The sequence below is a fragment of the Rhodopirellula sp. UBA1907 genome (assembly GCF_002337565.1).
GTDB classification, from domain to species: domain Bacteria; phylum Planctomycetota; class Planctomycetia; order Pirellulales; family Pirellulaceae; genus Rhodopirellula; species Rhodopirellula europaea.
This window is the reverse complement of record NZ_DDGH01000089.1, coordinates 283,396-306,546: the sequence shown is the minus strand read 5'-3', so window position 1 is coordinate 306,546 and position 23,151 is coordinate 283,396. Positions and strand designations below refer to the sequence as shown.

At 55.3% G+C, this 23,151-nt stretch carries 19 protein-coding genes; 10 read left to right on the top strand and 9 right to left on the bottom strand.

Annotated features, from left to right (window positions below):
- The first annotated feature begins 4 nt into the window (after positions 1 to 4).
- Genes B2R17_RS20530 through B2R17_RS20515 form a run of 4 tightly spaced genes read left to right on the top strand, consistent with a single transcriptional unit; the run spans position 5 to position 2,710 of the window.
- A complete protein-coding gene (locus B2R17_RS20530) occupies positions 5 to 370 on the top strand; it encodes a TraR/DksA family transcriptional regulator (RefSeq protein WP_008668660.1) in 366 nt (121 codons plus the stop codon).
- The gene (locus tag B2R17_RS20525; RefSeq protein WP_286765440.1) at positions 370 to 1,077 is read left to right on the top strand and encodes a TVP38/TMEM64 family protein; all 708 of its coding nucleotides are present in this window, start codon (positions 370 to 372) and stop codon (positions 1,075 to 1,077) included. Before B2R17_RS20530 ends, B2R17_RS20525 begins: the two co-directional genes overlap by 1 nt.
- Positions 1,077 to 2,039, top strand: coding sequence for a phosphatidate cytidylyltransferase (locus B2R17_RS20520; protein WP_286765439.1), 963 nt, complete (start codon positions 1,077 to 1,079; stop codon positions 2,037 to 2,039). Before B2R17_RS20525 ends, B2R17_RS20520 begins: the two co-directional genes overlap by 1 nt.
- Positions 2,036 to 2,710 carry a CDP-alcohol phosphatidyltransferase family protein gene (locus tag B2R17_RS20515; RefSeq protein ID WP_286765438.1) on the top strand — a complete coding sequence of 225 codons (675 nt, stop codon included), beginning with the start codon at positions 2,036 to 2,038 and terminating at the stop codon, positions 2,708 to 2,710. The genes B2R17_RS20520 and B2R17_RS20515 overlap by 4 nt, the downstream gene beginning before the upstream one ends.
- Before the next feature lie 48 nt (positions 2,711 to 2,758).
- Here B2R17_RS20515 and B2R17_RS20510 read toward each other — a convergent pair whose 3' ends face one another.
- Positions 2,759 to 4,303 (bottom strand): cytochrome P450, encoded by a 1,545-nt coding sequence (locus B2R17_RS20510; RefSeq protein ID WP_286765437.1) that lies wholly within the window; start codon positions 4,301 to 4,303, stop codon positions 2,759 to 2,761.
- Positions 4,304 to 4,494: 191 nt separating this feature from the next.
- Between B2R17_RS20510 and B2R17_RS20505 the strand changes: the two genes are divergently transcribed.
- The 5 genes from B2R17_RS20505 (at position 4,495) to B2R17_RS20485 (ending at position 9,380) form a co-directional block, all read left to right on the top strand.
- Positions 4,495 to 5,769, top strand: a complete 1,275-nt coding sequence (locus B2R17_RS20505; RefSeq protein ID WP_286765436.1) for an SGNH/GDSL hydrolase family protein — start codon at positions 4,495 to 4,497, stop codon at positions 5,767 to 5,769.
- Positions 5,766 to 6,335, top strand: a complete 570-nt coding sequence (locus B2R17_RS20500) for a sugar O-acetyltransferase (RefSeq protein ID WP_286765435.1) — start codon at positions 5,766 to 5,768, stop codon at positions 6,333 to 6,335. The genes B2R17_RS20505 and B2R17_RS20500 overlap by 4 nt, the downstream gene beginning before the upstream one ends.
- A gap of 372 nt (positions 6,336 to 6,707) precedes the next feature.
- A complete protein-coding gene (locus B2R17_RS20495) occupies positions 6,708 to 7,127 on the top strand; it encodes a hypothetical protein (protein ID WP_286765434.1) in 420 nt (139 codons plus the stop codon).
- Positions 7,128 to 7,257: 130 nt separating this feature from the next.
- Positions 7,258 to 8,220, top strand: coding sequence for a methyltransferase family protein (locus B2R17_RS20490; protein ID WP_286765433.1), 963 nt, complete (start codon positions 7,258 to 7,260; stop codon positions 8,218 to 8,220).
- A complete protein-coding gene (locus tag B2R17_RS20485; RefSeq protein ID WP_286765432.1) occupies positions 8,217 to 9,380 on the top strand; it encodes an AAA family ATPase in 1,164 nt (387 codons plus the stop codon). The genes B2R17_RS20490 and B2R17_RS20485 overlap by 4 nt, the downstream gene beginning before the upstream one ends.
- Positions 9,381 to 9,551: 171 nt before the next feature.
- On the opposite strand, the gene B2R17_RS20480 is transcribed toward B2R17_RS20485, so the two are convergent.
- The 4 genes from B2R17_RS20480 to B2R17_RS20465 all read right to left on the bottom strand — a co-directional run bounded on the left by B2R17_RS20480 (position 9,552) and on the right by B2R17_RS20465 (position 17,454).
- A complete protein-coding gene (locus B2R17_RS20480; RefSeq protein ID WP_286765431.1) occupies positions 9,552 to 12,149 on the bottom strand; it encodes a serine/threonine-protein kinase in 2,598 nt (865 codons plus the stop codon).
- Positions 12,146 to 12,751 carry an RNA polymerase sigma factor gene (locus B2R17_RS20475; protein WP_008668677.1) on the bottom strand — a complete coding sequence of 202 codons (606 nt, stop codon included), beginning with the start codon at positions 12,749 to 12,751 and terminating at the stop codon, positions 12,146 to 12,148. The genes B2R17_RS20480 and B2R17_RS20475 overlap by 4 nt, the downstream gene beginning before the upstream one ends.
- A gap of 72 nt (positions 12,752 to 12,823) precedes the next feature.
- Complete coding sequence (locus B2R17_RS20470) at positions 12,824 to 15,982, bottom strand: CusA/CzcA family heavy metal efflux RND transporter (protein ID WP_339886590.1); 3,159 nt, start codon at positions 15,980 to 15,982, stop codon at positions 12,824 to 12,826.
- Positions 15,979 to 17,454, bottom strand: a complete 1,476-nt coding sequence (locus B2R17_RS20465) for an efflux RND transporter periplasmic adaptor subunit (protein WP_286765429.1) — start codon at positions 17,452 to 17,454, stop codon at positions 15,979 to 15,981. The genes B2R17_RS20470 and B2R17_RS20465 overlap by 4 nt, the downstream gene beginning before the upstream one ends.
- A 741-nt stretch (positions 17,455 to 18,195) precedes the next feature.
- On the opposite strand from B2R17_RS20465, the gene B2R17_RS20460 reads away from it, so the two are divergent.
- Complete coding sequence (locus B2R17_RS20460; protein ID WP_286765428.1) at positions 18,196 to 19,074, top strand: membrane or secreted protein; 879 nt, start codon at positions 18,196 to 18,198, stop codon at positions 19,072 to 19,074.
- 38 nt (positions 19,075 to 19,112) lie between these two features.
- On the opposite strand, the gene B2R17_RS20455 is transcribed toward B2R17_RS20460, so the two are convergent.
- The 4 genes from B2R17_RS20455 to B2R17_RS20440 all read right to left on the bottom strand — a co-directional run.
- A complete protein-coding gene (locus B2R17_RS20455) occupies positions 19,113 to 20,285 on the bottom strand; it encodes a DsrE family protein (protein WP_286765427.1) in 1,173 nt (390 codons plus the stop codon).
- Between the two features lie 63 nt (positions 20,286 to 20,348).
- Positions 20,349 to 20,828, bottom strand: a complete 480-nt coding sequence (locus tag B2R17_RS20450; RefSeq protein WP_286765426.1) for a bacterioferritin — start codon at positions 20,826 to 20,828, stop codon at positions 20,349 to 20,351.
- A 128-nt stretch (positions 20,829 to 20,956) separates the two neighbouring features.
- On the bottom strand, positions 20,957 to 22,381 hold the full coding sequence (locus tag B2R17_RS20445) for a rhodanese-like domain-containing protein (protein ID WP_286765425.1): 1,425 nt from the start codon (positions 22,379 to 22,381) through the stop codon (positions 20,957 to 20,959).
- Between the two features lie 29 nt (positions 22,382 to 22,410).
- A partial coding sequence (locus tag B2R17_RS20440) for a sulfite exporter TauE/SafE family protein (protein WP_286765424.1) occupies positions 22,411 to 23,151 on the bottom strand: 741 nt, incomplete at its 5' end.

Here is a 23,151-nt window from a genome sequence, read left to right as displayed (position 1 = left end):
CACAATGACACGAAACGATTTGATTCGCAGCCTGGTTAACAAACTTCAACGTCGAGCAGCGGAAATCCAGGAAATGGTTCGCACCGAGTTCGATGAGTTTCAACGCGTGAACGATCATACGGTAGGCGATGCCGGCGATCGTGGCATTGAATCTCACGCCAGCGAACTGACCAGTCGCATGGCCGAATCAGAAAGCCGCGAACTGGCGGACATCGAAGAGGCTCTGGATCGATTGCGAGACGGTACGTTTGGTGATTGCGAAGATTGTGGCAAATCGATTCCGATGAATCGGCTGCAAGTCGTACCTCACGCTCGCCGGTGTGTGCGATGTCAAAAGGCAAGTGAAAACAGTCAACTGATGGCGGTGTGATGCGACGATGGCTGATCTTGGTGCTGGTCGTGGCACTCCTCGCGACGCTTTGGTATTTCTCGGGTGCTTCCATGCATCACGACACCATCGCAGAAAATGAGAAGTGGCTTCGATCCCTGATCAATGACCATCCGATTCTTTCGGTCGCCGCCGCCACGGGCATCTACATTCTGACATCTTTGATCCCCGGAACGACAGGCAAATCCATCCTCTACGGATGGCTCTTCGGACTGTGGATTGGCCTGGCAATTGTCAGTATCTCACTAACAGTTGCCGCCTGCATTGCGTTGCTATCCGTTCGACTGATGTTTCGCGAATGGGCACTGCGCAAGGTCCCGCGGCTGGTTCGAAAGATTGAGTCAGCTCTCAACGTGGGAGGCCAAGCGACGTGCCTGCTAACACTTCGGTTGCTGCATGCACCCTACACGGGAGTGAACTATTCGGCCGGAGCAACCAACGTACGGATCTCGACGTTCGCATGGACCACGTTGATTGGCATGATCCCCAGCAACGTCGTCTTCGTGCTAGCAGGTTCGCGGCTCCCCAGCGTTGATCGTTTGGGACAGCTCGATCTGTGGACCGTGGTGGATTGGAAAATTCTTCTGATCAGTTCGGTCGTGATTGCGATTCCACTGATTATCACTCATTCATCGCGACGATTTCGTGGGATGGGCGATGAAGCGACTCCCGTCGAAGGAGGCTCGTGATGACTAATGTTGCGATCTCTGTGTTTGGATTGCTGTTGGTAGGAACTGTCTATCGCTTGGCAACGCTGAAAGACTGGACCAGCGACCTTGCTCGCAAACGCTTGGGCAGCTTGCTTTCGTGGTGGATCGTTTCCACTTGGGTTCTGCTCTGTGCAGTTGGTGCAACGATCATCGCCTCGCTATTGTTTGCGACGGTGAGCACGCTTGCATTCCGAGAGTATGCAAGACTTGCTTTTCATCACGACAATGAGAGCAGCCAACCCAACATTCAACGCCACTCACAGAACAAGACACACGCTCTGCCGGCCATGCCAATCATGGCGGTTGGTTACGTCTGCATCGCATCGCTGTACGCGGGGCTCGCCGCGGGCGCGGATTATACTCTCATCCTTTGCCTTCCACTGGCTTGCGTCATCATCGCCGGCAGCGTGCTGATGGTGACGACATCTACGAAACAATTCACCAGCGATGTTGGTGGACTTGTTTATGGTGTCACGCTAACGGGGTGTCTTCCCGCAGCATCGATTTTGCTGCTTCCGTCTGACGCAACTCCGTCGCTCGCAATTCCAGGTTGGTTCTTACTGTTGATTTGCTTGACCGAAGTCAACGACATCACCGCCGCTTGGTTCGGCAGAGCATTGGGACGACACAAACTCGCCCCGACCCTTTCGCCCAACAAAACGATGGAAGGATTCATCGGCGGGACTCTCACCACCATCACGCTAGCCATCCTCATCGGCCCACATCTCACCGCCGTGTCACACGCGACGAGCGGAGTTATAGGTCTGGCAATCGCGATTGCGGGAACTCTCGGCGATCTCAACATGTCCGCGATCAAACGTTCCGCAGGCGTGAAAGACAGCGGCGATGTCTTGCCCGGGCAAGGCGGTATTCTCGATCGCATCGATTCCCTCACATTCACCGCCCCGGTCGCGTTGCTGCTAATGAAGGTCCTTTCATGAACAACGCAGAACAGATCGCGCCGCCTCCCGCCAACCGTGGCCCCAACATGCCAAGCGGCGATGGAAAACCCAATTCCACTGCGCCCGAGCATGTCACGTCCAATCCAGTCATATCCAACCTCACAGTGCCCAACATCATCTGCGTCCTGCGAGCGTTGCTTTCGCCGTTCATGGTTTTGTTGGCTTGGAACGATCAAGCTCAAGCCACGCTGATCTTGTTCATCGTTTTGACCTTATCAGACACCGTCGATGGGAAGATCGCTCGATGGCTCGACCAACGCACTGAGATTGGCCCCAAACTCGACAGCATCGCGGATGCGGCCATGTACGTCTGCTTGGCATTGTCGCTGTTGTTCTTACGAGCTGACCTATTGGCGAACGAAGCAATTTGGATTGCCGCAGCGATCGGCAGCTTCATCGCAGCGGAATGTTTTGCCCTGCTCAAGTTTGGCAAGCTACCGACCTACCACACGCGAACCGCAAAGACCGCCTGGTTGTTGGTCGGGATCGCCGCGGTCAACCTTTTGATCGGCGGACCAGCTTGGCCACTTCATATTGCCATGGCGAGCGTCATCGTTGCCAATATCGAAAGCGGATTGTTGACCTATTCTTTAAAGAAACCGGTCAGCGACGTGACATCAATCTTTCATGTCCGTGGCAACAAAATCTGACATAGCGTTCGCCGCTGGCAGTCGAAGTCGCCTGGCCACCGCGCCACCTCATGGCGAACGAAGCGACATGCAAACGCGGGTTCCATCAGCGGGTTTGGTGGAGACACCCGCGCGGGCAGGATTCTGTGGCAATTCCGACCGGAAACGGAACGTTTTCACCAATGCCCCAACGGTCAACCCGACCTCCAATTCGCCCAGGTGTTTGCCGGGACAAACTCTCGGGCCGTGCCCAAAACCGAAATGCAACGTGTCCTTTGTTGCCCGACCCGACTCGGCAAGAATTCGCCAGCGATCGGGTTCAAACACGTTCGCCGGATAGCCGGACACCTCCACGCCCCAGTGGTCCTCATGACGATTGGCATGCCACACGTCCAGCAACAAATGGGTGCCCCAGGGAATGAACATTTTCCGACCGTCGGCCGACGTTACCCAAGTATCAGCGGTGGCTCGTCGCGGCAAAAAGTACAACGAAGGTGTCAACCGCAATGTCTCGTCCAGCACCGCTCGCAGGTATTTCGCCCCCGCCAAGATCTCCGGTGTGTAAACATCTATGTCCTTCACTTCTTCGAAGACTTTCTCTTGCGCGTCGGGATGACGCGCCAAATGAGAGATCGCCCAAGTCGCGTAGGACGTCGTCGCCTCCAAAGCACCCGCCAAGAAGACCTTGAGGTTGCTGATCAACTTCGCATCGGGTGCATCTGACTTGAATTGCTTCCACAAAGCTTTCTTCTCGCCGCGTGGAGCCAAAATTCTCTGCGTCAATTCCTCGAACGTGGCATCATCTGCTTTCGCTCGAACAATCCGATCGCTCAAGCTCGGAAACTTCCGCCATGGAACCCCAAGCCGATTCTTCACCGTGTCTGAGACAATATGGTCGATCACACGCTCCAAAGCAGGAACATACTTTTCACGCAGCTCTTCATAGCTGATTTCGGCACCAAAAAAGTTGTTGGTGAGCATTTCCAGCATCACCACCTTGACTTCGGGTTCCAACGGAATGCCCACGGTCTCTTGACCACTGGCCGCTAGATGTTGTCGCAGCACATCGATCCGTCCGCGAACCGTTTCTCGAAACGTGTCGGCGAACTCGCAAAACTGTTCCGGTTGAAACAAGGTCGTTTTGCCGAATGGACAGGCCGCGATTTTCCGCTGTTTTTTCCACTCCGCTCCGTTGGCGTATAGCAACGTATCGGTGCCGGTCGCTCGAGCAATGCCGACCGAGGGAAGCGTGTCTCGATCGAATTGCCCCTCTCGATCTCCAGTCGCTGTCGCGATGGCTCGGATCATGCCCGGATCACGAGTCACCAGCACAGGTGCAAACCCGGGAACATCGAGGTACCGATTGTGGCGGCCCGGACCTTGTTCTTCTTCAGCATTCCAAAAGTACGTTTCGAGAATTCGAACTGGATCTTCGAAATTCCAGCGGTGCGGAAACGGCTGGGTGGGCCGACCTGATCTCGGATCAAACAAACGCACGCGTGACGGCATGCAATCCCCATCAAACGGACTGATCGCCAAGAATTGCTTTGGCAATCGCGAAAGACGTCGATAGCCAGGAAGGTGATCTTTCAAGTTGCTCGTTCCGTTCTGCATGAGTGAACTTCCTTTCTGAACCTATCGAAACCAAACTGCGGTCCGAACCGAAAACCCAAATCACCTCGCAATCGCAGTTACAATCGCGATTCCCGCCGGCAAAGCTCACGCACTCTCGCAGGATTGTAGCACCAGCGACGGCCATCAATCTCTCCCATCCCAAACGCCTCCCGCTCACCGATCTCCGTTCAATGCTCCGACCCTCAAGCACGCTTTGCTGTCTGATCTTTTGTTTGTTCACCTCGCATCAAGCTCACGGCGAGTTTGAACTTCGAGATACGGTGGAATGCCATCCTCGCGCCGGACTGCCTCACTTCACCGCCAAGGTCGAATCAGGCGAAACCGTTCGCGTTGCCTATCTCGGCGGCAGCATCACTGCCGCACCGGGCTGGCGGATCCAGTCGCGCCAGTGGCTGCAACAGCAATACCCAGCGGCAACCATCGAAGAAATTCATGCGGCGATTGGTGGCACCGGGTCAGGCCTCGGTGTGTTTCGTCTTCAGCGTGATGCGTTGCAACACGATCCGGATTTGTTGTTTGTGGAATTCGCTGTCAACGATGGCGGAACCTCCCCCGAACGCATCCATCAATCCATGGAAGGGATCGTGCGTCAAACCTGGGCCGCGAATCCGAACACTGACATTTGCTTTGTCTACACACTGACGCAGCAGATGCTCTCTGATTTGCAATCCGGCAAGATGCCTCGTGCGGCCAGCGCGATGGAAGTGTTGGCCGACCACTATTCGATTCCCTCCATCCACTTTGGCGTCGAAGTCGCACGCTTGGAATCCGCTGGCAAACTTGTTTTCAAAGCACCCAAGCCTGCGGACATGAACGCGGAACCAATGGTCTTCTCAAGCGACGGGGTTCACCCGCACGTCGAAACCGGACACCGCGTCTACACCGAAACGATTGCACGATCATGGCCGAAGATCATCGATGCAAACCAAACCACACAGCCGCATTCGCTTGGAAAGCCACTCCGAGATGACAACTGGGAACAAGCCAAGATGGTCACCATTGAGCCCGAGATGTTAAGCGGGGACTGGACCAAGCTCCCCTCGGACCATTCGTTGGCCAAGCGGTTTCAACGGAACATGTCCGAGCTCTATCAAGCCAACGGCCCTGGTGCCAGCTTGGAGTTCACGTTCGAAGGTACCAACGCGGGAGTGTTCGACATCCTTGGCCCGGATGGTGGCGAAGTGCGTGTCCAAATCGACGGGAATGAATTCACTCGCAATCGAATTGATGGTTATTGCACCTACCACCGAATGGCAACACTGAAAGTTGGCGCGGAATTGGAACCGGGACGACACACCGTCAAAATTGAATTGACGCCCACACAACTGGACAAGCGAGAGATTCTCTTTGACCGAAACCAAGCGGATTTCGATGCGAAGCCAGAAAAGTACAAAGACCAAACGTGGTACGCCTCCTCGTTGATGCTGATTGGCGACTTGAAGTGAGCGGTGCCCCGCTGAGATCCGAGAAGGAAAAGATGCTTGCCGGTGGGCTTTATGATGCGAGTGATCCGGAACTGGCGGAAGCACGCTTGGTCGCTCGCGAACGTTGTCACGAACTCAATCACAGTTCACCTCGTGATGAAGAAAATCGACGACGTATTTTGAAAGGACTGTTCGCCAGCGGTGGCGACTCCGTTTGGTTGGAACCGCCGTTTCGCTGCGACTACGGAACCAACATCCATCTCGGCGAGCACGTCTACTTCAACTTTGATTGCGTGGTCCTGGACGTTTGCGACGTGCGAATCGGAAACTCCGTCTTCATTGCCCCCGGCGTCCACATCTACACAGCAACGCATCCCTTGGAATCACATTTGCGCTGCACCCAGGAGTATGGAAAACCGGTCACCATCGGAAACGATGTTTGGATCGGCGGCAAAGCGATCATTTGCGCGGGCGTCACGATCGGTGACCGCAGCGTGATTGGTGCGGGCAGCGTGGTGACCAAGGACGTGCCTGCAGGATCTCTCGTCGTCGGAAATCCAGGCAAAGTGATCCGACAAATCAACTGACGCCGGGTTTGTTGTGACAGCGACCTACGTTGGTCATTGCATTTGTTACAGACAAAAGCAGAGAAAAACATTTTCATTGTCGAAGCAACTCGATCCAGCGTCACACGTGACAAACACTCGTGAATGGTAGCTTTGCTGGCTCCGCCGGTGCGTGAGAAGACCACCTGATCGAGGAGCGTTTTCGCCCCAAAAAGGCACAAGAACTTCGACATCACGCGCGACTTCGTGGCGGATGCAAATCCAGAATCCGCATCAGGTTGGATCACGGGACATGGAGCTGTGTCCCAATCGAACCTTTGTCGATGAGAAACCAAGATGAAATTTGGATGGAAGGACTCTGTAGTCGCGTTCGCCGCTGTATTGGTGGTTGCCATGAGCAGTGATGCCAGCGCACAAAGCGGTTCATGCGGAGCGGCTTGTGCAGCCGCTCAAGCGGTGTCGCCGCAGGTGACTTATTCCGCACCCCCGGTGCATTCCACGACCAGCATGTACACGTCGACTCAAGCGGCACCGATTGCAGTTGGATCAGGTTGTGCATCCGGCAACTGCGGCGGAACCGTCGCCTCGCCCCAACCCATTGCCCAGCCAACGATCCGTTACTCGACACCCGTCTCGACTCCGACCAGCTCGAGCTACACCAGCTACGCTCCGAGTTATCAGTCCACCCAAGGTGTGCCTGTCTCGTCGGCACCCGCCAGTTCATGGCAAGGTGCCCGATACCAGACGTACTCGGCTCCGACTTGCTCCGGTGGCACCTGCTCGGCAAATCGAGTTTATCGCCAGCGCCGCTAATCGCGATCTAGAAGAAGCTGCCAAAGACACGTGCCTTGGAAAAGGACAACGTGTCTGCTGATCCGCTTTCAGAGGACGACTGAGCGATTCCGTCGTATCATGGAGTCTTTTCGCAGCAGTCGGATTCAGTGTGACCAACCGCCACGCGCAGCAAACGCCAAGCAACGAGACCGCGACCAGCGACACTCCCGTTCGGATTGTCTCGGCCTATCTCGCGGTGCAAGCCTTTGGCACGCTGGCGTGGTGGGTGTTGCTGTTCGCTATTCCATCCAGCATCGATTGGTTTCAGCCGAAGGATTGGCCCGACGGTGCACTGCTTTCGTTTTGGATGGCGGACTTCGTGTTGATCATCGCTGGCTCACTCTTGGCCGCGATTTGCGTGTGGCATCAAGCGTCTTTGGCCGCCACGTTGGTCTGGGTCGTTGCCGCGGTCACTTGGTACCCGACCTTGGTTTGCATCGCGACCAGCCTGCAAACCGGAGAAGCTTGGATCGCATCGGCGATGATGATTTGCATGGCTGGGTTGTCGCTGTCCATGGCAACGATCCATGGAAACACTTCGCAATCTCCCGCCACGATTCGTGTTGCTTCGATGAGTCCTGCCGTTGCAACCGCGTTGACTCTGGGGCAAACCGTGATCTTCTGGGGGACGTTTCTGTGGGTGCTGCCGATGGGAATCGTTGAACTGCAACTTCGACTCGGATGGCAAGTGTTTCAACATCCACTGCAGTCACCATTGTCCGGTGGTTTGTTTCTTGTTGCATCGTCGCTTGGGCTATGGAGCGGTATCACGATGGCGATTCGCGGCGATGGCACGCCTCTGCCCACGGTCACCGCACCTCGTTTGGTGATCGCCGGGCCGTACCGCTACGTTCGCAACCCGATGGCACTCGCGGGCATCGTTCAGGGCATCGCAGTGGGATGGTTCCTCGGCAGCCTTCCTGTCATTGCTTACGCCCTGTGCGGGGCAGTGGTCTGGCACGTCTTTGTCCGCCCGGTCGAAGAACGCGATCTTCAGCTTCGGTTCGGGGCAGACTATCATCGTTACCAGAAACACGTCCGACTCTGGATCCCCACGGTGCCTTTCTCTTGATCCACCGCATTGCAATCGCCGGCTACCGTTCGATTCGCTCGCTGACCGTGCGACTGGGTGAGTTGACGGTGGTCACCGGTCCAAATGGCAGCGGTAAAACCAATCTGTATCGTTCGCTGCGTTTGATCGCCTCCGCAGCCAATGGCAACCTGAATCAATCGTTGGCGGAAGAAGGCGGATTTGAATCGGTCCTTTGGGCTGGCCCAGAGACGATCCCCAACGAAATGAAACGCGGTGAGGTTCCCGTGCAAGGAACCTTGCGTCGAAAACCAATCGCATTGAAGCTCGCCTTCTCCGCCGATCCGATGAGCTACTGCATCGACCTGGGTCGCCCCGTTCCATCCAACTCCATGTTCGATGCTGATCCGGAGATCAAACGCGAATGCATTTGGACCGGGCCGACGCCGGATGCGAGATCGCTGTGTGTTGATCGCAAAGGAGCGAACTTGCGATGCCGATCGGGGAAAGGCAAATGGCAAGAAATCGACTTGCATTTGTCTCGCGGGACAAGCCTGATGACCGAGTACGCCGATCCTTTCGCTGCTCCCGAGATCATCGTGATGAAGGAGCAATTGCGGGGTTGGAGGTTCTACGACACGTTCCGATGTGACTCGCACGCGCCCGCTCGATTGCCATCGCCTCAGACGTTCACTCCGGTGATGGCCAACGATGGATCCAACTTGGCCGCGGCACTGCAAACGATCCGCGAGATCGGCGACAGCCACATTGTCGAACAAGCGATTGAAGAAGCCTTCCCTGGTTCGCAACTCCACGTGCAATCCGGCGAGAGCGGCATGCAAGTCGTGCTGACTCAACCCGGCATGCTGCGTGGTCTCACGGCGAGAGAATTGTCCGATGGGACGCTTCGGTATCTGCTGTTGCTGGCCGCGTTGTTCTCACCGCGACCACCGGAGTTGTTGGTGTTGAACGAACCCGAAACCAGCTTGCATCCGGACCTGATCGGACCGCTGGCAAACATGATCTGTCGAGCCGCCGAGCGAAGCCAAGTCATTGTCGTCAGTCACAATCAACATCTCGTTGTCCAACTGGAACGGGACGACATCTGTGTGCCGGTGCGTCTGAACAAAGAGACGGGCGAAACCATCGTCGAAGGAACCGACTTGCTGAGCCAGCACGGATGGAAGTGGCCGGCGCGGTAGGCATTGCTTTCGTGGGTGGCTGGGGAAGAACGCGTTTTCGATTCGGTGAGTATCAAGTGGGATAGGCTTCCAGCCTGTCATCTTCTTCACGAAAGGCTGGAAGCCTATCCCACTGATTTCTCTACCTTGTTCTGGGCAAATAGCAGGTCCGACTCTCGACTCAACACAAAATCAGTTTGGTTCAAAACCTGCCCGAAAATCATCCTCTCCCGAAAAGACCTCCGACACTCGCTCGAAAACACTCTTCTTGCCAGGTCGAATGAGAACTAAACCAACCCCAAACTCAAAATCAAGATTCAGTGGGCTCTCAGACAGCCCCTCAGCGACTTGAATTTCCTGTTTCTTCCCCTGCATTGATGGCCGCGTGGGTTCAACATCCTGATCAACAACCGCGAGCGATAAGTCGTCCACCCAAAGGCGACCAGCCCCGGAGAGAATCGCACCAAACGTCAGCACCGATGCATCCTTGGGAACGTCCAAAACGATTTGCACTTCCTGCCAGTCATTGGTTCCCTCAATTCGGCGAGACTGCATGTTGTCGAACCCGACTGTCCCACGCTCGGCAGAATCGACTCGCAACCACAAGCCGGCAGCCTCCGTCTTGTCTGTCTTGATAAAACCGCTGAAACGAATCCGCTTTCCGGTGTACTCGGTAGCTTGAATCGCCTGGACGATTGTCCCGAAACTTGGCTGCCACGATTGACTGGTGCTTTCCAACGACGCACTGAACTCACCCGAGTGTTTGACTGATTGATCAACCAGCACTTGATACCCAGCGGGACCGCCTCCCCAGTGCATTGGGAACCGATTTTCGAGTGGGTCGGTTGACTTAACATCGCCGTCATTCTCCGGTTGATTGTGCTCATTGTCCCGATACAGTTCGTTTCGATTTGCCTCGGTCATTTTCGCATCGACGATCGTCCTCCTTTCGCCTGTCTCTAGATCCTTAAGCGAGAGGTCCACCGTGTCCCCAGGAAAGTGCTTCATTTCCCAGAGCAACTCGACCAAGTCCTCACTCAAGCGCTTTTTCCATTTACGACCGTAGAGTGCTCGCGATTGCAGAACAAGGTTTGCGATGGTGAACTGATCCACACCTGACAGCTGATAGGTCTTGGACTCGAATTCAACCAAGACTTTTCCGTGGTCATATTCCATCCGAGTGAACGGAGAGATCTTGGGCGGTTCTTTGCCTTCCATTCGCCAGTCGCCCGCGCTGGGTCGATCGGAGGCTTCTGTGTCAAGCAAAGCGATCCTTGCCACCTGTGTCTCGCCACGTTGAATGACGACGGACTGGTCCAACACCTCGAACCCGTCCGCTTCACCAGCGATCTCGATCACGTACTCGCCCGCCTTCACTTCGACGGAGGCACCGTCGCTGGTCACCGTCAATTCCTCGACGACTTTGTTTCCTTTGCGAATCACAATCGGCACGTTTGCATCTGCGGAGCTTTCGATCCGGAGTGTTCCCTGGTCGGTCTGCAGGATGATGACGGTCGCGGCCCAAGCGAAGAAACCAAACATCCCGGCGACAAGAACCCAAGGCAGCTTGCCATTGAAACGCCCGCTGATGCCGGAACGACTTGCCAGCGGTTTCGCTTGCGATGCGGACTCAGGTGCCTTGGCGTTGGCCGGATCCAGCAAATGAGCTTGCCAAGCTGTTAGCAACTCAGCGACCTCCGACGAACTTTGGTAGCGAAGGTCGGGATCTTTGCTCAGCAATCTCGCCACAATCGCATCAAGCCACTCGGGAACATCCGGGTTGATCTGTCGAAGCGATCTTGGTTGGTCGTTGCCAATCCGGTTGAGAACTCCCATCGTCGTTTCCGCTCGGAACGGGCTGCGACCGGACAACATGAAGTGGATCACACTGCCCAACGAAAACAGATCGCTGCGATGATCGATCGAATCCCCATGCGCTTGCTCCGGAGACATGTACTGCGGCGTTCCGGCGATCACGCCACTGCGAGTCATGCTGGCGTCGTCCACCGCTCGAGCCAAACCGAAGTCCGTGATCTGGACTCGCTCGACGCCATTTTCCAGCAACACGTTGGCAGGTTTGATATCGCGATGCACTAAACCTTGCTCGTGTGCAGCGGCCAAGCCATCGGCGATCTGCGACGCGATGCGGACCGTTTCGATCAACGATAACGGCCCATCGCGATCGACTCGCTGTTGCAGGCTCGGGCCATCCACAACCGACATGACCAAGTAGGGCAGTCCCTCGTGTTCGTCGACCGTTTGAATTGGAACCACATGCGGATGAACCACCGCCGCGGCACTTTTGGCTTCCCGCGAAAATCGTTTGCGGGCGGCGGCGGACGTGGCCAACTCAGGCGCGAGAACCTTCACCGCGCAGCGACGGCCGAGTGACGTGTCCGTCGCTTCCATCACGATTCCCATCCCGCCGCGGCCAAGGATTTGATGAATCTCATAGCGTGCAAAACGGCCGATGGATCCGGGGGCTTCGGAAGGCTGAAGGAACTGAATCCAACTCGAGCGATCCTTGGCTTCGGATTCGAATTCAAAGTCGTCCGAGCGGTGTTCGCAACCGTTCGCGATCGGCTCCCGAAGCAACTCGCCGACTTCCTCCCACGTCACGTCACCGGTGACCAAACGTTCCACGTGAGCCTGACATTGCTCGCACACCTCGATGTGCTGGGTGACTTCTTGCGTGTCCGCGTCCAAGCGATCGTGCAGGTAGTCGTTGAGCGTTTCTCGATCGTAGTGAAGTCCACCGTCGTGCTTCTCATCTCGAATGCGTGCGATCATGCTTCCGTCTCCCACTGGCCAGAAATTGCTTGAGCTTCTTGTTGCAAACGAGCCAACACGCGGCACTTTGCCATTCGCACGGATCCCTCGGACTTCCCAAGCGATTCCGCGACACAGGAGATGGATTTGCCCTCGACGGCCGTCATCCAAAAGGATTGCCACGTCGCGGGAACCACATGCGGTTGCACACGATCGGCGGCGAGTTGGAATTGCTGACGACGCAGTTCGTGGTCGAACAAGGTGGCTGTTTCGTTCTCTCGTTCGGGTTGCTGCATCAACCACTGTTGAACGTGACTGTCACCCGATCCGACCGGTCCCTTGGAACGCGTCAGATGATTGACGACCAAGTTGCGAGTGATTTGGAACAACCAAGCACGAAACGAACCGCTGCCACGCGATTCAAACTTTGTCAGCGACCGTCGCACCGCCGCGAAAACGTCTTGCGTCAAATCTTCCGCGTCCGCGTGCTGCAACCCTTTCGCCAAGGCGACACGAACCACCAGCGGCCGATAGATCGTGACAAACTCCGTCCAAACCTCTTCCGAAGTCGGCTCATTCAGCTTGCCAATCAGCGACGCTCGTGTTTCCGGACCTTGCGACATTCTTTTCTCCTACCAGCCAAACACAGCGTTTCGAGATTTGTCACACAGGAAAACGGAAAATCGATCGAAAGATCAATCATCAATCGACGCCGGCGGCGGTCCCGATGAAAACCAAGGGTAAATCGCGGGGATTACAACGCAAGTTAGCAGTGTGCTGGTGATCAGGCCACCAATGACGACCGTTGCGAGTGGGCGTTGCAATTCCGCACCGTCGCTGGTGGACAGGGCCATCGGCAGGAATCCCAAACTGGCAACCATCGCGGTCATCAGCACCGGACGCAATCGATCGTCGGCTGCCCTTCGCGCCGCTTCCCGAACCCCCGTGCCAGCGACGCGGTGATGCTCGGCATCACTCACCCATACCAATCCGTTCAAGACCGCCACACCAAACAGTGCGATGAAACCCACTCCTGCTGCAATGCTGAATGGCATGTCACGAAGCATCAACGCGAACACGCCACCACTGGCGGCGATGGGCACACACAAAAAGATCAGCGAGGCCAACGAAGCGGAATTGAAGGACGTGAAGAGCAGTAAGAAGATCACAATCAAGATGATTGGTGTGATGATGGCCAAACGACGACTGGCGGATTGAAGGTTCTCAAAATCGCCTCCCCACCGCAGTTCGTATCCTGGCGGCAAAGTCACATCGCGAGCCACGATGGATTGGGCTTCGGTAACAAACGAAGCGACATCGCGTCCCCGCACATTCGCTGAAACAAACGTGCGTCGGCGGCCGTCCTCATGCTCCACCGTTGGTGGCGTTTGTTCCAACTGAATGCTGGCAACCTCATACATCGGTACCGGTTTTCCTCCCGCCAAAGCAACGGGCAACTGCTTGAGCAATTCAACATCGCTCCGCCAATTTTCCGGAAGACGCACCTGGATCGGGAATCTCGCTCGGCCGTCAATCACTTCGCCCACCGGACGGCCGCCCAATGCATCCACCACATCCATGACTTGCTGAGCATCGATGCCATACCTGGCCAACGCTTCTCGGTCAGGTTCGATCGTCAACGTCGCCAGTGTCGATTGAATGTCGGCCTTCACATCGGCTGATCCTGGGACACTGCGAAGCGCACGTTCGATCTGCTTGGCTTTCGTTGAAAGAGTCTCCAGGTCGTCTCCATACAAAAGCACCGCCACATCCGCCTTCACTCCGGCAACCAACTCGTCAACACGCATCTCGATGGGCTGCGTGAATCCAAAGGCGACGCCAGGAACGCTCTCGGACAGCATCGCTTCCATCTCCGTGATCAGCTCTTCCCGCGATTTAACCGTCGGCCATGTATCCGGCGGATTCAACATCACCCACACATCGCTTTGGTGAACCCCCATGACATCATTGGCTATTTCAGGTCGGCCGGTTTTTGTGAACACCGTTTTGACTTCCGGCAACTTCAACAATTCTGTTTCGACTTGCCGTGCCATGATCTCGGCACCTTCCAACGATGCACTGGGCAACCGAACCGCTTCGACCAACAGATCGCCTTCGTTGAGTCGCGGCATGAACTCGGCACCCAGATTCAGAGCCACGGGAATACTGATCGCGAAAACACATGCGGCGACCAATGCGGTGACTGCGGGCGACTCGATCGCACGACCGACCAAAGGCAAGTAGACCTTCTTCAACATCCGAATCGGCCACAGATCGTGATCATGCGGATTCTTTGGAAGTGCCAACGACGCAAGCGCGGGCATCAACGTCATCGACAAAATGAAGGAGCCGAAAAGAGCCAAGAGGACCGTCATCGCCATCGGACGAAACATTTTCCCTTCGGTTCCTTCGAGCAACAGCACGGGGACATAGACCACCGCGATGATCAGTTCACCAAACATTGTTGGCCCGCGAACTTCCATGCAGGCATCTCGGATCGTCGCCATTCGCGTCTTGGCTTTTCCTAACAATTGCGAATGCCTCGGCGAGCTGCCAACCTCCGCTTCACCGGATGCCTCCTCATCACCCGAATCTCTTTGCGATAGTCGACGAACACAGTTTTCGACCATGATGACGGAGGAATCCACAATCAATCCAAAGTCAATCGCCCCCAAACTCATCAAACTCGCGGAGATCCCCATAGCCAACATCATGTTGGACGCAAACAACATCGACAGCGGAATGGCCAACGCAACGATGATTCCAGCTCGAAGACTGCCCAACGTGATCAGCAAAACAATGGCAACCAACGCCCCGCCTTCGAGCAAGTTCTTCATCACCGTGTGAAGCGTTCGGTTGATCAAGTCTTCCCGGTCATAAATCACGTCCAAGATCACATCGTCGGGAAGCGTCGCCTGCACCTCTGCAATCCGTTCTTTGATGCGTCCAACAACTTCGCGAGAGTTCTCGCCGATGCGCATCATCACCATTCCCGTCACCGCTTCGCCCCTGCCGTCTCGACTGACCGCCCCCTGGCGCGACATTGGTTCGATGATGACGTCGGCGACGTCAGACAACAGCAACGGCGACCCGTTTTCGCCCCGCCGCAAAACGATGCTCTTCAGATCATCCACGCTGGTGAGCAATGCCTGCCCGCGAATGAATCGCTGCTCGTCATGGTGAATGACATAGCCACCACCGGCGTTCGCATTGGCCGCTTCGATTCGCGAATAAAGTTCCTCCAGAGTCAAACCCTGATCCATCAATCCGTCTGGGTCAGGCCGAACCTCGAACGTTTTGTAGAAACCTCCCATCACGTTGATCTCGGTCACACCGCTGACTTCCTTCAACTTCGGTGCGATTTCCCAATCGAGCAACGTCCGCAGCTCCATCGGCGTTTTTAATTCGCTACGAACTTCAAACTGCAGGATCTCTCCCAAAGCGGTGGTCATTGGTCCAACTTCAGGCGGGCCGTAGCCTTCCGGCAAACTTGCCGCGGCTGCCGACAACCTCGAACCAACTTGTTGGTTGGCGAAGTACACATCGGTTCCTTCATTGAAAACGATCGTGATGACCGACAACCCAAATTTAGAAACACTGCGAACTTCGTCGACGTCAGGCAGTCCGCCCATCGACCACTCGATTGGATAGGTCACTTGACGTTCGACCTCGACCGGCGGCAACGATCCGGCCGACGTGATGACCGTGACCTGCGTGTTAATCAAATCGGGAACCGCGTCAATCGGCAGCAACAGTGCGCTGCGGATTCCTAAACCTGCCATCAACAGGGTGCCGACAATGACCAAAAAACGATTCTGGAGCGAAAACTCAATCAGTCGCTGAAGCATGATCACTCCTCTCCTTCCAGCAGCAGTTCACTCTTGAGAGCAAATGCACCGGAGACAACGGCCAACTGCCCCTCCGTCAAACCTTCTCGGATTTCGACCATTCCGCCGCTCTGCGACCCAACCTCGACAGAGACCGATTCAAATCCGTCTCCACTGACCACGAATACACTCGTCTGGCCATCCAAATCCACCACGGCGGCCCCAGCAAGAAGAATCACGTCGTGAAGCGTTTCCGTTGGCACCGCCATGCGAGCGAACAAGCCCGGTCGAAAGCGTCCCTCGGAGTTATCAATCTTTGCCACCAAAGGAATCGCCCCCGACGCCGGATCCACTTGTCGACCGATGGTGTAAACCGTGGCAGGCTGCGGAGGCATGTTCATGGCGGGAGTGCTCACCATCACAACGTCCCCCTCGCTGACATGAATGGACTGCCAATCCCGTCCGCGAATGTCCGCTTCAACCCACAAGCTCGATGCGTCGGCGATCACGAACAACTCGTCCTGGGCCGCCACTCGCTCCGAAGCCGAGAACGTCTTGCTTTCGATGGTTCCTGTCAGTGGAGACTGAATCGTCAACCGAGAAACATCGAGTTCGTTAGGCGAAACATCCAAACCACCCATCGAATCCGCCAGTGTCCCCAGCAAGGTACCAAGCGTTTGTTTCGCGATCCGCAGTCGACGTTCCGCTTCGTTCCGCCTGGCTTCGGCTTGATTCATCGATTGGCGAGTTTGGAACAGCGATTGTTCGATGGCCGCCTCGAGCGCCGCTTCGCTTTGCTGCCGATCACTTTGCCGTTCCTGAATGACTCGACCGCTGATCGCGCCGCTGTCACCAAGATCGCCAACCGAACGCGAAAGCTGGTTGGCAAGGTTTGATTTGCTGTACATCGTCAGCAATTGACCGCCAAATTCGCCGATCGTTTTGTCTTTCAATGATTGCTTGATCACATCAATCGCTTCCCCGGCGCGAATCCGTTTGGCCAGATCCGAGACGCCAGCATGGATGTCGGCTTCCCAGCGATAGGTTTCTTGGGCGAGGTCCAACATTGCCTTCTCGCTCAAAACTTGGTTCCGAGCCGTTCCGATGGACGGACTGCGAAGCACCGCGACGGGTTGCCCACGATCAACCGAATCTCCAGGTTTGACCAAGATGGATTCCAACACACCATCTGTTGGCGTCCGCAATGAAACGTGACGCGTGTCGTCGTAAGCGAATCGAGCCGGCAAAGTCCGTGTGACGACGAGCGTCCCACGCTGGACTTCTTCCCAACGAATTCCTGCGACGTCGATCTTTCGATCGCTCAGACGAATTCGTTGTGCGCCGTCGACGTCACTCGTCGGCGACGCCTCGCGGTCAACTTCGTCACTTGCGGAAGCATCGACCTGATTTGTGCCCAGTTCGCGGTTCTTTAAATTCCAGGCAGCGGCGACCACGACGAGTAGCGCAACGAGCGCGCTCAACCAATATTTTGATTTCATGTTGATGTTGATATAGAAAGGTTCTCGGATTGCTCACGAACAACAAGGATCGTGAGCAAACAATCAAACGAGAACCAAAATCAACAACGCATCACGCAAGAAAGCGTGCAACGGTCGCGCTGCCATGACGCGGATGCAATCGGGATCCTTGGGTCGCAAACCGACCGCGTCGACGCCAACGTCGATTCATGATCAATGGAGACCAACAACCACGAAAGGCTGGTCAATTGCTCCACCACGGAAACCAAACTTACCCCCGACTCACCAGCCGAACCGACATAGTCCCGGGGCGGAATCGGTAATCCATCGTGGGTTCCATCGTCACCGCAACGATGTGAAGGAAGCACCAAGTGCCAATGGGCTTCGTCCGGCTCGAGACACTGAAGTTGCGACTCGGAATGCAACTGGCCCAAGTGGTTTTCCAACGCCTGAGGAGCTTCGATGCAATCGTGACGGTGCATCATCGGCACCGGCAACGGAAGCAACATCACGCATCCCAACCACGCCAAACAAACACGCGCGTTCAAGCGGCTTTGAAATTTCGGGTGTGGTAAACTGGCAAACATAGCGATTGATTTTAGTCCAACCCAAAATGAACGAATAGTCTGATGTCCAGCAATTGGCAAATTTGAGCTGGTCAATTCGCTCCTCGCCATTGGCTCGCCCACCATCGACAATTGCGGGCTTGCACGAACAACGAGATGACGCGGCAGCAGCCTCCTTCGCACCGAAAGCAATTTCATGAGCCGACTGGTCTATCTAGGTTTTGCGATTTGCTGCGTTGTTGTGGCCGCCGCTTTATGGACGAAGATTCCATCCAAGACGACGGTTTCCGACATCGACATTCTGGAACAAACCTCGAACTTTGTCTTAGTCCGACACCAAGAAGAAACGGGCAAAATGTATCGTTCCTTCTTCGACGACTTCTCGGAGCCTCAGTTCCGAAACTGGTTTGGCGAAGACCGCTGGACCACAATCGATACTCTCTCGCCCGCCTCACCGTCGCTGGAAGCCTACGTCAGTCTGCGTCGAAAGATCTTTTCGGGCGAAAGCGATTTCTTGGACAACCGGATCGAGTCAGCGAACGGGATCGCAAAATTCGCAGCGGTCGCGCCAACCGAATCGATGGTGACATCGAAGTCCATGTTGGAAAACAATCGACTTTGGTTCGTTGAAGGCGACGACCTTTGGTTCCGAGGCAGATACAAACTTCAATCCGGTGTCCCATTCACTATCGCCGACTTCCAAGAACGTGGACGGTACAACAGCCCCGGTCCAAGGATCACGATTTGGGATCAAAAGTATCTTGGCTATGAACTCAAATCAGGTTGGAAACCCAAACTGCGTCAGTCCAATGTGGAAGTACCAATCGGTGAGTGGTTCTTCTTAACAGTGCACCTCGTTTTGGATCATAAAAAGGGACAAGTGCAAATCTGGCAGAACGATCAACTTTTGATCGACGAAGAGATTGCAACTTTGCCCGCATCGGACTCCTTGCTCAATGCCTTGGAAGTTGGAATCACCGCAACCGATCATGCGGCGGAAGTTTGGATTGATGAAGTTCAGATTTCTCACGAGCCCATCGAAGTCAAAACGATTCCCACGACGCAAACGGAGTGAAGCGTCCTAAACGCTAGACCTGTCAAACACCACGTCCCTCATCGACTGACGGGAACGTAGGCGAAGCCATCCGACTGCAAGTTGACGACAGCAGTCAAAGCTGAAACGGCCGTGTCGACAAACACGACCACTTCATCCGGTTTTGATCCCGATGCAATCAACGATTGGCCGCACACATACAAATCTACTCCGGCCTCGTGCAATTGATGCATCAGTTCCAGGTTCGGGTTGGTCTCTGTGCCAAACTTCGCCGCGTAGGCGTCGGAGTTCAGTACAGCCAACGTCGCTCCGCCATGAAGGACCACCGCAATTTGAACTTCCGTCGGAAGTTCACCCGCCCCCGCGTAGATGTTCAGATACTTCGCAACTTTCTCCAGCCCGGGATTGAGTTTGCCAGGCTCGGCACCGCTGGTTAAATCCACCAGCAACTTCGCCCCAACCTTCGGTTGTTGAACCGCGTGGGGCAGTCTCACGACCTTTCCAACACCGTCGATCACCGGTGTGGTTGCTTCAAACGTCTGCTTTTCATCACCCGCTGCGTCGCTGGACTTCTCGGGGACCGGATGATTCTTCATGGCTTCGGCGAATCCCCGCTCGACAAAACCAGAAACAGCTTTCGCGTGAGCTTGAATCAACTTCACCACGTAGGCATCGTCGGAGGTTTCCGTCACACGAACGCCTCTTTCGGTGTTCTCGTGAACCATTTTGATCTTGTCCGTGTGACGAAAGATCTCCGCAAACAACGGATCTCGCATGCGAATCGGATTGGTCTCTTCGATCCGATATTCCATCCACTCGACGTGCTCCTGAATCGCCTCGGCAATCTTCGGATCATCCGATTCGGTCACCGTTTCGACGCCGGCAGGCAACTCTTTGACCGTTCGCCGAATCGCATCATGGTTTTGAAGCAGGAACTGAAACACTTCATGGTCAGCATCGTGCCGGTCATCATGGCCAACCTGTTCGGCCGTCGGCCCGTTTCCTCCCGCTCCATTTTCTTCCACCCCATGTCGCTGGCCGTTCCTCATCCCACGGCCTCGACCAAAGCCCCGACCACCTTCCGGTCCACGTCCGGCTCGCGGCCCACGGCCAAAGCCTGCCCCTCGCTGGACTTCTGACTGAGCATCCCTGGAATTCTCTTGCGTGAACCCTGGCAGGCTCACTAGGAACGACAAACACCCAAACGTCATCAAGCCAATCATTCGGTTCATTGAATCGTTCCTATTTCAAAGTTCGTGCCGGAAAAAATATCTCAGTCAAAAGCCAACAGCAGCCTATTCGTCTGAATTCGCGGGCATGTGCTTCGCGATGTAGGCGGGTTCGCCCATTCGTTCCAGCAAGTCCAATTGCAGCTCCAACCAACCAGCGTGACCTTCTTCATCCACGGCAATTCGTTCGAACAACTGGCGAGTCCCAATGTCTCGGTCTTCGCTCGCCTGAATCGAGGCCGTCGTGTAGAAGTCGATGGCTTCCTGCTCGTCAGCCAGGTCAGATTCAAACATCTCTTTGAGAGTCTTTGCCTGAACAGGCGTTTTCTGCATCGTCAAGTTGGGATTCCCTTTCAAGAACAAGATTCGGTTCAAGAAGTCTTCCGAGTGCCCCAGCTCTTCTTGCAGTTCTTCACGCATTTTGGAAGCCAACAGGCCCATACCCCAATCGTCCAGCACGCAAGCGTGCAACTGGTATTGGTGCGTTGCCGTCAATTCCATGGCCAACGCTTTTTGCAAGTTCTCAATCGTTTGCGTTTTACTCATCGTTTGACTCCTGATGTCTCAAAAAATGTGAATCGTATTGCCGTGCCGATCGCGTCGGCCACGGATGTCATATGACCAAATGGCCTTCTCATCAACCAACCGGGGTTCATCACTCATGGTCGATCTACTCAGCTCGACAAAGTCACCGTCTCTTTCTGCTTCGGCAAATCCGCTTGTACCCAAGCCTTGTAGCCGCCCTCCATGTTGATGACGTCTTTCACGCCATTCGCTTGAAGAACACTGGCCGCAATCGATGATCGGGCACCACTCAAGCAATGGACGACGACCGTTTTGTCCTTGGGCAGTTCACTCAAACGACTTGGCAAGCGACCAAGGAAGTGGTGATTGGCATTTTGAATGTGCCCCTCGTTCCACTCTTCGTTCGACCGAACATCAACCAGCGTCACTTGGCCCAATTCGATGCGAGGCAGCAACTCGGCCGGTTTGGCCGTCGAGTAGACCTCCACTGCCTCCCCTGACGCCTGCACGCTGTGTGCGTCAAAAGCACCGACGATGTCTTCGACACCAATCTTGTGAAGCACGCGAGCGGCTTCTTCCAGCTGTTCTGGCTTGCAGATCAAGTACATCGGTTTGTCATAGTCGACCAACCAACCCGCCCAAGCCGCTAGCATCCCAATCGGAATGTTGATCGCCCCGGGCACATGCCCTTTCGCAAATTCGGAAGAGGGTGCTAGATCGACGACGGTCCCTGATTTCAAAGCACCATGTAGTTCTGCTAGCTCGAGCATCTGATGATGGTGCCCTTCACCCAACACTCGAGGGCCTTCTTTGTTGACGCGTTTCATTACCGCAAAGTACTTCGGTGCCTCCGGTTGATCGGCGAGGATGTAACGAACGAAGGATTCCTCGTCGTCGTATTGCAGTGCGGGATTATTGAGTTTCTCGTAACCAACGGTCGAAGAGGGAATCGCCCCCAGTCCTTTCCCACAGGCACTGCCTGCTCCGTGAGCTGGCCAAACTTGCAGGTGATCCGGCAAGGCTCGAAACCGCTTCATCGATGCAAACAGATCCCTTGCTCCTGGCTCGGATGTTCCGGCAATCCCGGCTGCCTCTTCCAGCAAATCGGGGCGACCGATGGAACCAACGAAGACGAAGTCACCTGTAAAAATCCCCATCGGACTGGTGGCTCCACCGCCTTGGTCAGTCAAAACAAACGACAAACTCTCAGGGGTGTGACCAGGCGTGTGCATCACTTCGAACTTGATCTTACCAATCGAAAACGAATCGCCATCGTGAAGCAATTGATTGGCGTATCCGTCGAGGTACAGATACTTCCACTCGGCCGGTCCTTCATCAGAGACGTACAGCTTGGCCCCCACGCGATCAGCAAGCTCCCGAGCACCGGATACATAATCCGCATGAATATGCGTCTCCGCGACAGCCGTGATCTTGAGACCTTCCCGCTCCGCTAACGCCAAATAGTCGGCGATGTCGCGACCTGGATCGATCACGATGGCTTCGCGGGCACGCTGGCATCCGACCAGATAGGACGCGTGAGCGAGTTTGTCATCGTAGAAATACTTGAGCAACATGATTGTCTCCTCTCGAAAGTGACTGTGAGCTACAAAACCGTGGATTTAACAAGGACGAACGTCGCGACCAACACAACCGCGATTGAGAAAACTTTCTGAAGCGTGGGACCTTCCAAACGTTTCGCAACGATCCCGCCCAACCACATCCCCACGAATCCGCCCGTCGTGAACAACAACGCGGTTGAGATGGAAAGTTCATTGCCACTGAGCAGATGAGAAGCGACTCCAGAGACGCTGACCAAGACAATGACAAACAACGACGTCCCAACCGCTCGGTGAATCGCCATTCCGCTGAACAAGACCAATGCGGGCACGATGACAAACCCTCCACCGACACCAAACAAACCTGAAAGCACTCCCGTCATCAGTCCCACCAGAACGAGCAACCGTGCACACCTCGATGTCAAACGTAGTGTGCCATCTTCGTCACGCTGACAAGCACTGCGGTCGCGTCCCGTGCTGGTTTCGCTGTTGCACACGCCGCTGGCAATGCTTGGATCTTTTGTTTTGGCCCACATTCGGTACGCAACAACCAGCATCAACACCGCGAACATCAACAACAACGCCGTCTCCGGTACCAACGACGACAAATACGATCCGATCGGGGCACCCACCATTCCAGCAACCGCGAATAACAACCCGGTCCTCAATTCAACTTCGCCATGAATCAATCTTGGGACCGCACCAAACAACGCGGTGCCGCCAACCGATGCCAATGAGATCCCAACGGCTTCACGCGGCGCGATCGACATGCCATAGACCAACAAAGG

What these genes read in the sequence shown, in the direction of transcription:
- B2R17_RS20530 (WP_008668660.1), top strand. Translation starts at nt 5, where the DNA reads ATGACACGAAACGATTTGATTCGCAGCCTGGTTAACAAACTTCAACGT.
- B2R17_RS20525 (WP_286765440.1), top strand. Translation starts at nt 370, where the DNA reads ATGCGACGATGGCTGATCTTGGTGCTGGTCGTGGCACTCCTCGCGACG.
- B2R17_RS20520 (WP_286765439.1), top strand. Translation starts at nt 1,077, where the DNA reads ATGACTAATGTTGCGATCTCTGTGTTTGGATTGCTGTTGGTAGGAACT.
- B2R17_RS20515 (WP_286765438.1), top strand. Translation starts at nt 2,036, where the DNA reads ATGAACAACGCAGAACAGATCGCGCCGCCTCCCGCCAACCGTGGCCCC.
- B2R17_RS20510 (WP_286765437.1), bottom strand. Translation starts at nt 4,303, where the DNA reads ATGCAGAACGGAACGAGCAACTTGAAAGATCACCTTCCTGGCTATCGA.
- B2R17_RS20505 (WP_286765436.1), top strand. Translation starts at nt 4,495, where the DNA reads ATGCTCCGACCCTCAAGCACGCTTTGCTGTCTGATCTTTTGTTTGTTC.
- B2R17_RS20495 (WP_286765434.1), top strand. Translation starts at nt 6,708, where the DNA reads ATGAGCAGTGATGCCAGCGCACAAAGCGGTTCATGCGGAGCGGCTTGT.
- B2R17_RS20480 (WP_286765431.1), bottom strand. Translation starts at nt 12,149, where the DNA reads ATGATCGCACGCATTCGAGATGAGAAGCACGACGGTGGACTTCACTAC.
- B2R17_RS20475 (WP_008668677.1), bottom strand. Translation starts at nt 12,751, where the DNA reads ATGTCGCAAGGTCCGGAAACACGAGCGTCGCTGATTGGCAAGCTGAAT.
- B2R17_RS20465 (WP_286765429.1), bottom strand. Translation starts at nt 17,454, where the DNA reads ATGAAATCAAAATATTGGTTGAGCGCGCTCGTTGCGCTACTCGTCGTG.
- B2R17_RS20460 (WP_286765428.1), top strand. Translation starts at nt 18,196, where the DNA reads ATGAGCCGACTGGTCTATCTAGGTTTTGCGATTTGCTGCGTTGTTGTG.
- B2R17_RS20455 (WP_286765427.1), bottom strand. Translation starts at nt 20,285, where the DNA reads ATGAACCGAATGATTGGCTTGATGACGTTTGGGTGTTTGTCGTTCCTA.
- B2R17_RS20450 (WP_286765426.1), bottom strand. Translation starts at nt 20,828, where the DNA reads ATGAGTAAAACGCAAACGATTGAGAACTTGCAAAAAGCGTTGGCCATG.
- B2R17_RS20445 (WP_286765425.1), bottom strand. Translation starts at nt 22,381, where the DNA reads ATGTTGCTCAAGTATTTCTACGATGACAAACTCGCTCACGCGTCCTAT.